The 13,068-nt window shown below is 64.2% G+C and carries 12 protein-coding genes, 1 tRNA gene and 1 pseudogene; 6 read left to right on the top strand and 8 right to left on the bottom strand.

Going from position 1 to position 13,068, the window contains the following annotated elements:
* Window positions 1-289 precede the first annotated feature (289 nt).
* The 6 genes from KHC27_RS05715 to KHC27_RS05690 all read right to left on the bottom strand — a co-directional run bounded on the left by KHC27_RS05715 (window position 290) and on the right by KHC27_RS05690 (window position 5,453).
* Window positions 290-766 (bottom strand): hypothetical protein, encoded by a 477-nt coding sequence (locus tag KHC27_RS05715; protein ID WP_213336122.1) that lies wholly within the window; start codon window positions 764-766, stop codon window positions 290-292.
* 269 nt (window positions 767-1,035) lie between these two features.
* Window positions 1,036-1,515 carry a hypothetical protein gene (locus KHC27_RS05710; protein ID WP_213336120.1) on the bottom strand — a complete coding sequence of 160 codons (480 nt, stop codon included), beginning with the start codon at window positions 1,513-1,515 and terminating at the stop codon, window positions 1,036-1,038.
* Entirely contained in the window at window positions 1,512-1,859 is a 348-nt protein-coding gene (locus KHC27_RS05705) for a hypothetical protein (protein WP_213336118.1), read from the bottom strand. The genes KHC27_RS05710 and KHC27_RS05705 overlap by 4 nt, the downstream gene beginning before the upstream one ends.
* 263 nt (window positions 1,860-2,122) lie before the next feature.
* On the bottom strand, window positions 2,123-3,328 hold the full coding sequence (locus KHC27_RS05700; protein ID WP_213336115.1) for an NAD-dependent formate dehydrogenase: 1,206 nt from the start codon (window positions 3,326-3,328) through the stop codon (window positions 2,123-2,125).
* 287 nt (window positions 3,329-3,615) lie between these two features.
* Window positions 3,616-4,524 (bottom strand): LysR family transcriptional regulator, encoded by a 909-nt coding sequence (locus KHC27_RS05695; RefSeq protein WP_213336112.1) that lies wholly within the window; start codon window positions 4,522-4,524, stop codon window positions 3,616-3,618.
* Window positions 4,525-4,619: 95 nt separating this feature from the next.
* Window positions 4,620-5,453 (bottom strand): CHAD domain-containing protein, encoded by an 834-nt coding sequence (locus KHC27_RS05690; protein ID WP_213336109.1) that lies wholly within the window; start codon window positions 5,451-5,453, stop codon window positions 4,620-4,622.
* Between the two features lie 170 nt (window positions 5,454-5,623).
* On the opposite strand from KHC27_RS05690, the gene KHC27_RS05685 reads away from it, so the two are divergent.
* Window positions 5,624-5,700: transfer RNA gene (locus KHC27_RS05685), tRNA-Met, on the top strand.
* Here the strand turns inward: KHC27_RS05685 and KHC27_RS21855 are convergent.
* A complete protein-coding gene (locus KHC27_RS21855) occupies window positions 5,657-7,315 on the bottom strand; it encodes a recombinase family protein (protein ID WP_213336123.1) in 1,659 nt (552 codons plus the stop codon). The genes KHC27_RS05685 and KHC27_RS21855 overlap by 44 nt on opposite strands.
* A gap of 19 nt (window positions 7,316-7,334) precedes the next feature.
* The gene (locus KHC27_RS05675; RefSeq protein WP_213336106.1) at window positions 7,335-7,562 is read right to left on the bottom strand and encodes a hypothetical protein; all 228 of its coding nucleotides are present in this window, start codon (window positions 7,560-7,562) and stop codon (window positions 7,335-7,337) included.
* A 251-nt stretch (window positions 7,563-7,813) separates the two neighbouring features.
* Here KHC27_RS05675 and KHC27_RS05670 point away from each other — a divergent pair, with 251 nt between their 5' ends.
* From KHC27_RS05670 to KHC27_RS05650, 5 genes and pseudogenes are all read left to right on the top strand, one after another.
* The gene (locus tag KHC27_RS05670; RefSeq protein ID WP_213336102.1) at window positions 7,814-8,116 is read left to right on the top strand and encodes a hypothetical protein; all 303 of its coding nucleotides are present in this window, start codon (window positions 7,814-7,816) and stop codon (window positions 8,114-8,116) included.
* Between the two features lie 10 nt (window positions 8,117-8,126).
* Window positions 8,127-8,558 (top strand): PIN domain-containing protein, encoded by a 432-nt coding sequence (locus KHC27_RS05665; RefSeq protein ID WP_213336099.1) that lies wholly within the window; start codon window positions 8,127-8,129, stop codon window positions 8,556-8,558.
* 112 nt (window positions 8,559-8,670) lie between these two features.
* Window positions 8,671-10,584, top strand: coding sequence for an ATP-dependent nuclease (locus KHC27_RS05660; protein ID WP_343210837.1), 1,914 nt, complete (start codon window positions 8,671-8,673; stop codon window positions 10,582-10,584).
* A complete protein-coding gene (locus KHC27_RS05655) occupies window positions 10,581-12,497 on the top strand; it encodes an ATP-dependent helicase (protein WP_213336093.1) in 1,917 nt (638 codons plus the stop codon). The genes KHC27_RS05660 and KHC27_RS05655 overlap by 4 nt, the downstream gene beginning before the upstream one ends.
* Before the next feature lie 102 nt (window positions 12,498-12,599).
* A pseudogene (locus KHC27_RS05650) lies at window positions 12,600-13,016 on the top strand (DUF932 domain-containing protein); the annotation flags it as partial.
* Window positions 13,017-13,068 lie beyond the last annotated feature (52 nt).

Below are 13,068 nucleotides of genomic sequence, written 5' to 3'. Positions count from 1 at the left end.
CTATGTCTCAAGACCTGGGAGAGTAGGTCGCTGCCAGGCCTGCAAAAGACAGCATCACGCTTCTCCACAAACCAACAAAAACCCCCGCGGGTAATCCCCGCGGGGGTTTTTGCTGTCCGGCCAGCGAGATCCGCGTGTTCGTTTCGAAGCGGCGGGCGGTGGCGACGGCGCCGGAGCCGTTCTCGACCTTCAACCCGTTCCCTGGCGAACCGGACAGCGTTGCCCTCGCCACCGGTCGTGGCGGTTTCCCCGCCGGCCAGCCGGCCTTGACGGATGTCGCCGAAGGCCCTCAGTCCACCAGCTCGATCTTGTGCTCGTAATGGCCAGCTTCGCGGCGGGTGGTGGTTATCTGTCCGCGCTTGCCGATGAAGCGGCCGGTGCCGCCGACAATGGCGCGCACCTGCGGCGCGTCCGCCACGATCTCGCCGTCGCCCACCGTAAAGACCGTGTGGCCGGCGATGACGAGCGTATCGCCCTTGCCGAAATCCAGCACGATGTCGGCGAGGCGGTCGAAGAACGTGTCGCCGGCCCCGTCCGGCACGTCGACCGTGGTGACCAGCCCGTCCATCGTGCCCTTCGTGCCGTCGGCCGTGGTGAAGGAGGCCTCATAAGCCATCATGTCGCCATGCGAGGGGCCTTTCTCGCCGAGATCGATATGGGTGATTTTCGGCCTGTCCTGAATGATGCTGAACGTGTCGCCCGCCTGGGCTGCGCCGCTCAGCAGCAGGGCGCCGGCGAGGCCGGCGAGTAGGGAAAGACGTGTCATGATGGGCATCCTTGGCTGTCGATACCGCTAGGGAACCCGTTGGCTCCGCATATCGCGATACCAATCGCGCGGCTACGCGTCAAAGCCGATTTGGCCCGGCCCGCCGCCGCTGCCGCCACCCCCACACGCGCCCCGGCGCCCTTAAGGCCGCCCGGCGCGACGATCGTGCCGCGCGCGGCCCTCGCTCGGCTTGCCCTCCTGCGGCCGCCCGCTCCCACCGCCGTGCCGACGGCGTCCTCGCGCCCGCTGCCGGCCTGCCGGGCGCGGCCTCAGTTCCAGTACACCGGCACCCCGTCGGGATCCGCCCGGAAGGCCGCCGCCCCGGCGCAGAACGTCGCCAGATTCGACCGCCCCTCGGCGATGAACAGCCCGTAGCGGGTGCCGAACGCGATCAGCACCCCGGTCTTGCGCTGTTCCTCCTGCTCCACCGTCAAGGCGCGCGGCTGGTTGAGGATCAGGCTGGAGAGGCCGGAACTGAACCGCGGGGTATTCAGCTCATAGCCGGGGCAGGAGCGGATCACCGCCGACTGGTAGGCGAGATTGTTGAGCTGGGCGAACTGGTTCGGCGTCAGGATCGGCTCTTCCCCCGCCAGCACGGCCTCCCACGCCTCGTTGAGCCGCGCCGTGGCGGCGGCCGGAGTCGCGGCGGCCGGAGTGGCGACGGTGGCGGCGGGCTGCGCCGGGGTGTCTTCCCCGAGAAAGCCGAGGCTCGCCAGCGCGGCAAAAACATGCAGCGCCCGGCGGATCATTGGGTCGGCCCCGCATTCGCCGCGCCATAGATGCGCCAGCTCCAGCGCGCGCTGAAGGCGCCGGAGGCGTCGTAGCAGGCCTGCTGCGCGGGGTAGCAGATGACGCTGGGATCGGGGGAGAAGGCGCGCGGCGCCCGCTGCGGGCCGAGCGCCGCCGGGGGCGGTGGCGGCGGGGGTGGCGCGGGATAAAGATCGGGGTCGTAATCCGGCTGCGGCGTGATCGCGGCGCCGACCGCGGCGCCCACCACGCCGGCGGCCGCGGCCGCGGCAATCCCGGCGGCGATGTCGCGGCCGTTGCCGGCCTGTGCGGGGGCGAGGCCGCCGAGCAGAAGCGCCGCCACCATGGCCGGGCCGGCGCACCGCGCGCGGGCCGGGAGCGCCGTGGCCGGCCTGCCCTTCGCCCGCCTCTTCATGCCTGTCCGCATCGTCCCGCCATGGCTGCACCCTTCCAGCGGCCTTCTATCGGCGGCGAGGGTTGCGCGGGGATTGCGCCGCGGGCGGCGGCGAAGAAAGGGCCCCCTCGACGAGGGGGCCCGAAGCCGCCGGCCGGGAGGATGCCGGCGCGGCGAAGCGAGGGCAGATCGGCCCGCGAGTCCCGGCGGCGGACTCAGCCCGCCTTGCGGAACCTCGCCGCCTCTTCCGAGCCGCCGGTGGCATTGCCCTTGGAATAGGAATGCGCGCCGACCCCGGCGAGACCGCCGCCCTGCACGATGAGGTATTCGTCGCGGATCGGCCGGCCCTCGAAGAAGCATTCGAGGATTTCGCGCGTGCCGGCGGCGTAGCGGGTCTGCGCGGTGAGCGAGGTGCCGGACATGTGCGGGGTCATGCCGTTCCACGCCATGGTGCGCCAGGGGTGGTCGGCGGGGGCCGGCTGCGGGAACCAGACGTCGCCGGCATAGCCGGCGAGCCGGCCATCCTCCAGCGCCCGGGCGATGGCGTCGCGGTCGCACAGCTTGCCGCGCGCGGTGTTGACGATATAAGCGCCGCGCCTGAACAGCTTCAGCGTCTCGTCATTGATCATGTGCTCGGTTTCCGGGTGCAGCGGACAGTTGAGCGTGATCACGTCGCAGTGGGGGTACATCTCCTCGCGGGTGGCGTGCCAGGTGAGGTTCAGCTCCTTCTCCACCGATTCCGGCAGGCGGTGCCGGTCGGTGTAGTGCAGCTTCACGTCGAAGGGCGCGAGGCGGCGCAGCACGGCGAGGCCGATGCGCCCGGCGGCGACGGTGCCGACGCTCATCGCCTCGAGATCGTAGGAGTGCTTCACGCAGTCGGCGATGTTCCAGCCGCCCTTGCGCGCCCAGTCATGCGCGGGGAGATAGTTGCGCACGAGGCCGAGGATCATCATCACCACATGCTCGGCCACGCTGATCGAGTTGCAGTAGGTGACCTCGGCCACGGTGACGTTGCGGTCGATAGCCGACTGAAGGTCGACATGGTCGGAGCCGATGCCGGCGGTGAGGGCGAGCTTCAGGTTTTTCGCCTTGGCGAAGCGCTCCGGCGTCAGATAGGCCGGCCAGAACGGCTGGGAAATGACGATGTCGGCGTCCACCAGCTCCTTCTCGAACACAGAATCCGGGCCGTCCTTGTCGGAGGTCACGACCAGGGTGTGGCCGTTGGATTCGAGATAGCGGCGCAGGCCGAGCTCGCCGGAGACCGAGCCGAGCATGGTGCCGGGCTGGAAGTCGATCGCCTTCGGCGTCGGCAGGGTCTGGCCGCCGGGATAGTGGTCGATCTTCGGCAGGTCGTCGCGGGCATAGGTGGTGGGGTAGCCGTCGATCGGGTCGTCGTACAGAACGCACAGAACCTTAGCCATCTCAGCATCTCCTCTCTTATGGATGAACGGAAGGCTTCCCGCTGCGGCTGCAGCCGGTCGATGCAGGCGATGGGGCATGCAGCGTCGGGCAGGGGGCGCCTCGACGGGGTCGGGGCGGCGTGCCGGGTGTCCTCCCGCCGGTTCCGCCCCTTCCGGGCTGGAGGCGGGGTTTCAGGCCGCCCGAACCGACGCGTGAACAGTGGCCCGGCCGGGCGCCGGCGACAAATTGAAAGGGGGAAAGGATTGATAGACGCGGGCAATGAGCCGGCGCCCGCCGGCGCCCGCCGTCAGACCAGCGGGGCGAAGGTGCGGGCGAGATCGAGCCCGCGCACCAGCCGCAGCAGCCCGCCGGCCACCGGGCTCAGCGGGTCGCGGTCGGTCGTCACCAGCCCGATCGGCTGGTCGTGGTCCGGCGCGGTGAGCCGCACCCCGACGAGATCGGAGGCGGCGCCGAGGCCGCGCAGGCAGGCCAGCGGCACGATGCTCGACCACGGGCCGCCGCGCACCAGCGCCCAGATGCCCATGAAGGAATTGGTTTCCACCACCGCCGGGGCCTGCAGGCCCGCCTCCCGCAGGATGTGGTCGAGGATGCGGCGGTTCTGCATGTCCGGGGTGAGCAGGCAGAGCGGCTCGGCCGCCGCCTCCTGCCAGCTCATCGCCCGGCGCTGCGCGTGGCGGCCGTCGGCGCGGGTGACGAAGACGTAGCGCTCGGTGTAGAGCGGAACGCGGCGCACCCGGTTCAGCGGCTCGTTCTCGAGATAGGTGATGCCGGCGTCGAGATCGAGCTCGTCCAGTCCGCGCTGGATGGCGGCGGAGCTGAGCGAGAGCATCTGCACCCGCACCTCGGGATGCCGGGCGCAGAAGCCGGCGAGCAGCAGCGGCGCCGCCGGCACGGTGGCGGGAATGACGCCGAGCCGGAGCGTGCCCGACAGCGGGCCGCCGGTTTCCGCCCGCTCCTGGCGCAGGCTGTCGTAATCCGCGGCGATCTGCCGGGCCCAGCCGAGCACCCGTTCTCCCTCCGCGGTGAAGCCGAGGAAGCGATGGCCGCGCACCACGATGGGCAGGCCCAGCTCCTGCTCCAGCTTGCGGATGCCGGCGGACAGGGTGGGCTGCGAGACGTTGCAGGCCAGCGCCGCGCGGCCGAAGTGCTTTTCGCGGGCGAGGGCGACGAGATAATGCATCTGCCGGACGAACATGGCGGCTCTTCCTCACGGGCCGCGCCTTCATAGGCCGATGCCCGGCGTTATGCCAGCCGGGATATGACGCTTCCGACCGTGCCCGGCGGGCCGGCTCAGGCCCGGCGGTAACGCCGCCAGCGCCGGCGGAAGGCGCCGCCCCGCTCGGCGAAGAGGCGGGCATGGCGGCGCAGCGCCTTGCGGGCGAGCCGGTGCTGCAGCCGCCGGGCCGCGGCGGCGACCGCCACGCCGGCCTCGTCGCCGGCATCCGCTCCCGCCTCCAGCCGCCCCGCCAGCACGTCGAGGTCGTGGTGGCGGCCGAGCTGGTCGCGCAGCTTCTGCGCCTCCTCCAGCCACAGCGCGCCAAGCCGCGGCCAGAACGGGGCGATCAGTTCGAGCTGATAGCGGTGCACCACCACCTGCTTGCGCAGCTCGTGCAGCGCCTCGGCATCGTCGGGGTCGATGGTGCGGGCGGCGCGGCGGGCCTTGCGGTAGAAGCGGGCGATGCGCCGCAGCAACTCCCCGGTGTGGAGGGCGCGGGCCGGCGCCGCCATCTCCGCCGCGGCCGCCTGCACCGCGGCGGCCAGCGCCTCGCCCGTCGGGTCGGGGGCGGCGGCCGGCTCGGGAAGGCGGAAGCCGCCCGGCACGGCATCGTCGTGCCCGGCGAGGTCGGCGAGGGCCTCCCGCATCGCGGCGGCATCGCGCGAACCGGCGAGGGCGCGGGCCTCCTGCGCGATCTGCCGCCGCAGCGCCGCGGCCCGGCCGTTGTCGCCCGGCGTCTCCAGCAGGCGCAGCAGCGCCCGCAGCCGCTTCGCCGCCTTCCTGAGGTCGTGGATGCGCGCGCTCGCGGAGCCCGCCTTCAGCGCCGCGCCGGCCTCCGCCCCCGCCGCGGCCAGCGCCGCCTCAAGCGGGCCGGGCATGGAATCCACCGGCCCCTGCGACTTACCCACCGCTGTATCTCTCCCGTTTTATCCAGCTCTGACAGATGCTTATCCAGAAAATACAGGGTTTCGCGACGCCGGCGTGACAAATTATGGGGCCGGGCCCTTTCAATTGGCGATGAGGATTGCTAGATACTCCTCGTCGCCGGACGCCACAGTGTGTCCGTCGCGGCCACTGACGCGGGGTGGAGCAGCCCGGTAGCTCGTCAGGCTCATAACCTGAAGGTCACAGGTTCAAATCCTGTCCCCGCAACCATCTCAAATTGCGATCGGCCCGCCCCTCCGGCGGGCCTTTTGCTTTTGAGCGAGACGGCAAGGATACCGGCCAGATCGCCGCGCACGTCGATCTGAAGCTCGCCATTCTCCGGCGTCAGAATGATCTCGCGCACCAGCGAGCGCATGACGTCGGCGGCCACCATGCGCTTGGCTTCTGAATCCTCCTGGAGCGCCGCATACAGTTCGTCGACCTGGACTCGATAGTAATGCGCCATATTGGGGTGCAGGAGGGGAGGCGGTTCCTCGGCCTCTTGCAGGAACGTCTTCAGTTCAATCTGGCGGCCTTCCAGATCCTTCATCTGCTTCATCATGCGCGTGGGCGCGTCATCACTGCCTGACGCCATGATGAGCTTCATGAACTTATCCAGCTCACGGTCGATCTTCTTGATCTCGGCTTCGGCCGCATCGATGGACGACCTCCCCTCCACGCGCAGCCGGTTCATCTCGCGCGTGAACTCGTCGCAGAACTCCTTGAACAGCTGAGGGTCCATCAGGTGATGGCGCAGCGCGTTGAGGACACGCGCTTCCAACTGGTCGCGGCGGATGTTCTTGCGGTTGTCGCAGGTGCCCTTGTTGCGCGCTGTCGAGCAGCCGACCAGATCGGCCGAGATCATCGAGTAGCCGCCACCGCAGCAGCCGCACTTGGTCAGGCCGGAAAATAGGTATTTGGGGCGACGGCGTTCCCGGAAGTGGTTTTCGGTCTCGCCGTCGTCGCTGTGGCTCCGTTTGACTTCCCGCTGGCGCTCCTTCACCGACTGCCAGAGGTCGTCATCGAGAATGCGCAGTTCGGGAACGTCCTGAGTGATCCATTCCGATTCCGGGTTCATTCGCGCCTGGCGCTTGCCGGTATCCGGGTCCTTGAGGAAACGCTGGCGGTTCCAGATCAGCTTGCCGACATACATCTCGTTGTTGAGGATGCCGTTACCGCGCTTCGGATTGCCGTTGATCGTGCTGAAGCCCCAGTCTCCGCCGCCCGGGGCGGCAATGCCATCCTTGTTCAGCTCGAAGGCGATCCGCTTGGCCGACTTGCCGGCGGCATAGTCGCGGAAGATGCGGCGGATCACGTCGGCCTGGACCTCGTTGATGGTCCGGTCGCCGCGCACCGGCTCGCCATTGCCGTCGAACTTCTTGACCACGTCATAGCCGTAAGCGTTTCCGCCGCCGGACTTGCCCGCTTCGACCCGGCCGCGTTGTCCGCGGCGGGTCTTGTCCGCCAAATCCTTCAGGAACAGCGCATTCATCGTGCCCTTGAGGCCGACATGCAGATGTGTGACCTCACCCTCGGACAGGGTGACGATCTTCACGTCCGCATAGGCCATGCGCTTGAACAGGCCGGCAATGTCTTCCTGATCGCGCGACAGGCGATCCATCGCCTCGGCCAGCACAAGATGGAAACGACCGCGTGTGGCGTCGGAGATCAGCGCCTGGATACCGGGGCGCAGCAGCGAGGCACCGGAGATGGCGTGATCGGTATATTCCTCGACGATCTGCCAGCCCTGCTTCTCGGCATGAAGACGGCAGATGCGGAGCTGGTCGGCGATCGAGGCGTCGCGCTGATTGTCGGATGAATAGCGGGCGTAGATCGCGACCTTCACGATGCTCTCCTCACGAATGTCAGGAGCGCGGCGGGCGGCGTTCCCTCATCTGTTCCTCGTAGACCTCCCGCGCCGCCCTTTGAGCGAGCAGGCGTGCCAACTCGACCATGCGCGGGTCGGGGCCATCGCCGCGCCGCGCGAGCGTCAGTTCCGGCTCTACGAGCCGGAGTGCGCTCCTGTGCTTTGGGCGGTTGCCGTGGTCCATCGTTGCGCCGTTCGAAGCCGTTTGCAAGGTGATCGGCTTCACGATTTCCTTGATCGACAGTATAGGCAATGGAAATCGCAGTCGAATATTCGGCGGTGACGGGCGCTATCGGGATCGGGCGCGCGTAGTCCGGCGTTTGATGTCGAGCTATGGCGGACGGAAATGACCGCCCCATTGCGGGATGATGTGCCGGTCGTTGAGGTCCGTTCTGCATTGAACTGGCTCCCGCACCCTTCGCCTTGCCCATTGACGAAAATTGGTCTATATATCTGGTTATATCACGGAGGGTCGCGATGGGCAACGCCGCGCAGACAAGGGCAACGAGGAACTACCGCGCGCGTCTCACGCAGCGCGGCTTTACCCGCTTCGAGATCATGGCGCTGGAAAGTGACCGGGATCTGATCCGCTCGCTCGCTAAACGCCTCGCCGAAGAGGGGCCGGAAGCGGAGCAGGTGCGCGCGGTGGTGAAGACGGTCGTGGCGGGTGAGCCGCTCAGGCCGGGCGGCATTCTCTCCGCGCTGCGGCGTTCGCCGCTGATCGGCGCCGATCTCGATCTTTCGCGTCCGCGCGAGGAAGGGCGCCCGGTGGACCTGTGAGAGCTCAATTGTGACGCGCTATCTTCTCGACACCAACATCATCAGTAACGTCGTCAAGCCGCAGCCTTCGGAGCAACTGCTGGCCTGGTGGGCGGAGCAGCGCGATGAGGATCTGTTCATCGCCTCGCTGACGGTCGCGGAAATCCGCCGTGGCATTCTCGAAAAGCCACGCGGCAAGAAACGCGACGCACTCGATGCCTGGTTCACCGGAGCAGAGGGACCGCAGGCGCTGTTCGCAGGCCGTGTGCTGCCCTTCGACGACAAGGCCGGACTGATCTGGGCGCGGTTGATGGCCGACGGCAAGGCCGCGGGCCGGCCGCGCAGTGGTCTCGACATGATCGTTGCCGCAGTCGCCGGGGCCAATGATTGCGTGGTTGTGACCGACAACGAAAAGGACTTCGCCGGTATCAAGTTCATTAATCCGATGAGGATCGTTGGGTAAGACGATCCTTGCTGGCCAGGGCTGTAGATAAAATGCAAAATTTGCATAGGAGTCAAAGAGAGCCGGCGGAAGTACGCAGCCTTACAGGTAAGGGGGGGGGTAGGTATTTCATGTGGAAATTAAAAGAATAAGAATATCAAATTTTCGGTCAATAAGGCATACGGATATTGAACTTGGCCCGGTAACCGTCCTGATAGGCACCAATAATGCCGGGAAATCGGCTATTCTAGAAGCTATACGTATCGCGCTAACCCGAAGATGGGGGCAACGAGGCACTGGCTTTACCGAATATGATGTTCACCTATGTGACGGTAGGCCCGATCCCAAGGTCGGCGATCCGGTGGTCATAGAGGTTGAACTTCAGGAAGACGTCGCCGGAGAGTGGCCAGAGGATCTCCACGGGGAACTGGAGGATATTATTCAGCTCGACCCGGTATCCGGTCGAGCTTCCATCATCATGCGCGTCAGTTGCTCCTGGGACGTGGCAGAAGAGAGTTTTGTTCCGCGATGGGAGTTTTTGAACGTCGACAGGAATCCACTCGCAGGACGAGGTGCCCGCGCAGTGAATCTTCAGGAGTTTTTCCAGTTTCTCCCCGTGTTCTATCTGGAGGCACTCCGGGACGTGGGAGACGAGTTTTCTGCGCGGAGCCAGTTTTGGGGCAAACTGCTTCGAACCGTGCAGATACCCGAAAATCTAGAACAAAAATCAAAGCGCATCTTCGACCTCTTAAACCGTCGCCTCCTCGACGCCGATCCATTGCTCGCCAATCTTGCGACTGGCCTGTCGCATATCAGCCGCGTTGCCACGACCGATGTCCCCGGTCAGGCTGATTTGCGTCTCCTGCCGCTCAACACATGGGATATCCTGTCGAAGGCAGAGGTGATCTATCAGACGGAGGGAGGTAAGCCTTGGCTACCGTTGGCGCGGCACGGACAAGGCGTCCAGAGCCTTTCCGTGATGTTCCTATTCAAAGCCTTCGTCGAGTTGATATTGAAGGATCTCTACCGGCCCGAAAGTTCTGCCGTTCTTGCTCTGGAAGAACCTGAAACGCATCTCCATCCGCAGGCAGCGCGCAGCCTTTGGCGCCATATTAGTGAACTTCCTGGCCAGAAAATCGTTACGACGCATTCACCGTATTTCCTTCAGCATGTGCCTTTTCGCGATATCCGCGTCGTGCGGGTCGAGGCCGTTGGTACAACGGTCAGTTCCCTGCCGCGCCAGTTTCGAGCCTCGGTGCCTCATATCGCCGCCCTTGACGCGATCATGGCAGCGTCCGGTGGACTGATCACCTATGATCGAGGTCTCAATCAATTGGTGCTCTCCGGCACTTTGCCGCAGAACCAGTACCAGCAACTCATTGTCGCCTACAATGGGCGACCCGACACCAACGCCTTGCATGCGGCGTTGCGCCAATTGTTCGATGCGTCAAAGGAATTTATCTCCGACGCCGAACTTGACCAGCTTGAAACTTTTGCCCGCCGAATTCGGGGTGAAATTTTCTTCGCCCGCAGATGGTTACTCGTTGAAGGACAGTCGGATTACCATCTGGTGCACGGCATAGCCAAAGGCCTCGGATATGACTTGGATGAGCATGGCGTTGCCGTCATCGATTTCCAGAATTGCGGCAATCCTGAAATTTTCACCGTCCTCGCGAGAGCATTGCATTATCCTTGGCTTATCGTGGTGGACGGAGACCCTGCAGGTCAGGGATATCTTGCCAAGATCGCTGGCCGCAGCTTTTCGCCACAGGAGATGGCCAGACGCGCTTTTTCCCTTCCGGCAGGCTATCTTGAGCAGCAGCTCGTTGCCGACGGATTGCAGACTGAACTAAAGACGATTCTCGTCTCGCTTGGCAACGGTGCTGCGGCAAATCTCAATGATGCCGATCTGATTACTACGTTGAAGAAGGACAAGAGCGGCTACGCCGCTGTGCTTGCAAAACAATGCGCCGAGAACCCTGCGCTAGCTCAGCGAATGCCGGAGCCATTCCGCAACGCGATCCTGTCTTTGAGGGGCCTGACATGACCGATTCCGCTCTCAGCGTCGCTCTGTCCGAATTAACTGAGGCTCAGGCCGTCGCCGTCAACTGGTGCGATGGGCCGATGTTCGTTCTCGCGGGTCCCGGCTCCGGCAAAACCCGCGTGCTGACCACACGGGTCGCCAAGCTGCTCGCTGATACCCCTGACCGCTCATTCCGCGTTCTCGCCTTGACATTTACCAACAAGGCTGCCGACGAAATGTCGGGTAGAGTCACGGCGCTAGTACCGGAACAGGAGCGCCGCGCGCTAATTGGAACTTTTCATTCCTTTTGCATGCAGATGCTACAACAGCATGGCTCGCACATCGGGATTAATCCCGATTTTGCTATCTATTCACTCGACGTTGATCGCCAGGAAATTTTGCGAGATGCAATTAAACAGGCGGGCTTGGGGCAGGATGATGTCCGGCTGCTATCAACCATCGACAAGTTGAAGTCGCAGCTCGTCCAGCCCGCAGGCTCTGCACGGCATTTCCGTGATCCGTCCGATGGCGCGCGGGTGGAGCAGGTCTACACCGCCTACGAGGCGGCTCTCACGCAAGCCAACGCTCTCGATTTCGGTTCCCTCATCGCCCAGGCGCATCGACTTGTCACGAGCTTTCCAGGGATCGCTGTCCGCTATCGCAAGACTTATGCTTATTGGATGTTCGACGAATTTCAGGACACAACCGACGGGCAGTACAGACTGATTCGCGCGCTTGCTGGCGATGATTTTAAGAATGTATTCGCCGTCGCTGATGATGACCAGATCATCTACCAGTGGAACGGCGCGAGTTATCAGCAGATCCAGCGGTTCAGAGCTGATTTTTCGCCGCACGAGCTACAACTTCCCACAAACTACCGCTGCCCTCCGGCAATCGTCTCAGCCGCCAATCATCTTGTAGTCCATAATCTTCAACGCACCACCGCCAAACGGCCGTTAGAGGCAGGAAAAACGGCACTCCGGTATCCAAATGATCAGCACATCCGTGTCCTACGCTATTCGACCGATGAGGTTGAGGCCGCCGCGATCGCGGATGGCATTTCCAAAATCGATCATAGCCGATGGGGTGAGGTCGCCGTTTTGGCGCGGACGCGCTACATGCTCGAAAAGCTACAGGCGGCGCTGACCCAGAAGCAGGTTAGTGCAGTTATCTCTCAACGCCGCGACGATTTCAGGTCGCCCCAGTTTTTGTGGTTCACGGCTGTTTTGCGTCAGGCTCTCCGCCCCCTGGATCGCCGCGCGCTCGAAATCCTGACGGGGGCGTTTAATCGCTGGTTTGGCACCGATACGCGGGTTGACCTTATTATAACCGCGACTGAACTTACTGAGAGATCTTTGCTTGATGAATGGGCCGTCGCGGTGAAAGCCGCATTGGGCGAGAACCTGGATGCGCTGGTCCTAGTGGACCTCGCCGCAAAATTCGGAAAGGAGCCAACACGGTTTAGGCCGTTTATCGAAGCGGTCCTCGCCAAAATTCCCGCACAGGATGATGAATCCAGTGATATTGCTGAAGATCGTGCCGCTTGGTCCGACTTGGTAAGAAGCATTGGCAAGACGATCGGACGCGACGCCCCATTGGAGCAGTTTCTTCAGGAACTGGCAATTCGTTCTAAAGAAGCCCCTGTCGGGAACCATACGGTTACACTCATGACGATTCATGGCGCCAAAGGAAAGGAATTCGATCACGTCTATGTTGTCGGCCTTGCAGAGGACATTCTTCCCAGCTTTCAGAGCCTAAAAGCCGGAGAAAACAGCCCGGAGATGGAAGAAGAGCGTCGGAATTGCTTCGTGGCCATTACCCGTGCGCGTGAATGGCTTTGCCTATCCTATGCAGACTCCTATCGCGGTTGGAGGAAGCAGCCGTCTCGGTTTCTTGCAGAGATGGGGATCGATCTACCTCAACAGGCTGCTGAGTGACGTCCTCCACAATGTAGGTAGAGTGAGAGGGGCGAGGGGATTTCCGTGACGGGTTGAGGGCTGGAGAAGAGGTCTCCGGCGCCCGTCATGGAGTGTGATCCCATGAACATGCAGGTGCTCGAAGCCCGCCGTGATGTCAGCGGCGGCTGCAAGGTGAATGTCACGCGCGGCGAGCGTATCGGCCGCGTTTCGTCTGAATGGTATTCCCGTCCCCACGACGAGCGGTTCCTGTCCCTGGGCGAACTGGCCGGCGCGGTGCGCGGCCGGGCCGAGCGCAGCCGAACCCGTGTGGTCGAGACCGCGCTGATCCATGTCGAGGCGAACCGTACCGACCCCGAACGGCTGTCGCTGATCCTGCCGGGTGCGGAGGCACCCGTCGCCCCGACGCATTGGAGCTTCGGCCAGCTCGCCGCCCAGGTCGGTGCGCCTGCTGCCTATCTGCGCAATCTTCCTGCGGCGCTGGCCGGCATCAATCTGCAATATGGCCTGACCTCGAACCGGGCCGAACAGATCAAAAGTAAGCGTCGTCCTCAGGCCACGTTACTGAGGGTGGGCTTGGTGGGATAGGCCC

Origin of the sequence: Ancylobacter lacus, from assembly GCF_018390635.1 — a bacterium.
GTDB classification, from domain to species: Bacteria; Pseudomonadota; Alphaproteobacteria; order Rhizobiales; family Xanthobacteraceae; genus Ancylobacter; species Ancylobacter lacus.
The sequence above is the reverse complement of the archived record's forward strand: the minus strand, read 5'-3'. Positions and strand labels throughout refer to the sequence as shown.

Excerpts from the sequence above, each read along its gene's own strand:
- KHC27_RS05715 (WP_213336122.1), bottom strand. The coding sequence starts at position 766 with ATGACACGTCTTTCCCTACTCGCCGGCCTCGCCGGCGCCCTGCTGCTG.
- KHC27_RS05710 (WP_213336120.1), bottom strand. The coding sequence starts at position 1,515 with ATGATCCGCCGGGCGCTGCATGTTTTTGCCGCGCTGGCGAGCCTCGGC.
- KHC27_RS05705 (WP_213336118.1), bottom strand. The coding sequence starts at position 1,859 with ATGGTGGCGGCGCTTCTGCTCGGCGGCCTCGCCCCCGCACAGGCCGGC.
- KHC27_RS05700 (WP_213336115.1), bottom strand. The coding sequence starts at position 3,328 with ATGGCTAAGGTTCTGTGCGTTCTGTACGACGACCCGATCGACGGCTAC.
- KHC27_RS05695 (WP_213336112.1), bottom strand. The coding sequence starts at position 4,524 with ATGTTCGTCCGGCAGATGCATTATCTCGTCGCCCTCGCCCGCGAAAAG.
- KHC27_RS05670 (WP_213336102.1), top strand. The coding sequence starts at position 7,814 with ATGGGCAACGCCGCGCAGACAAGGGCAACGAGGAACTACCGCGCGCGT.
- KHC27_RS05655 (WP_213336093.1), top strand. The coding sequence starts at position 10,581 with ATGACCGATTCCGCTCTCAGCGTCGCTCTGTCCGAATTAACTGAGGCT.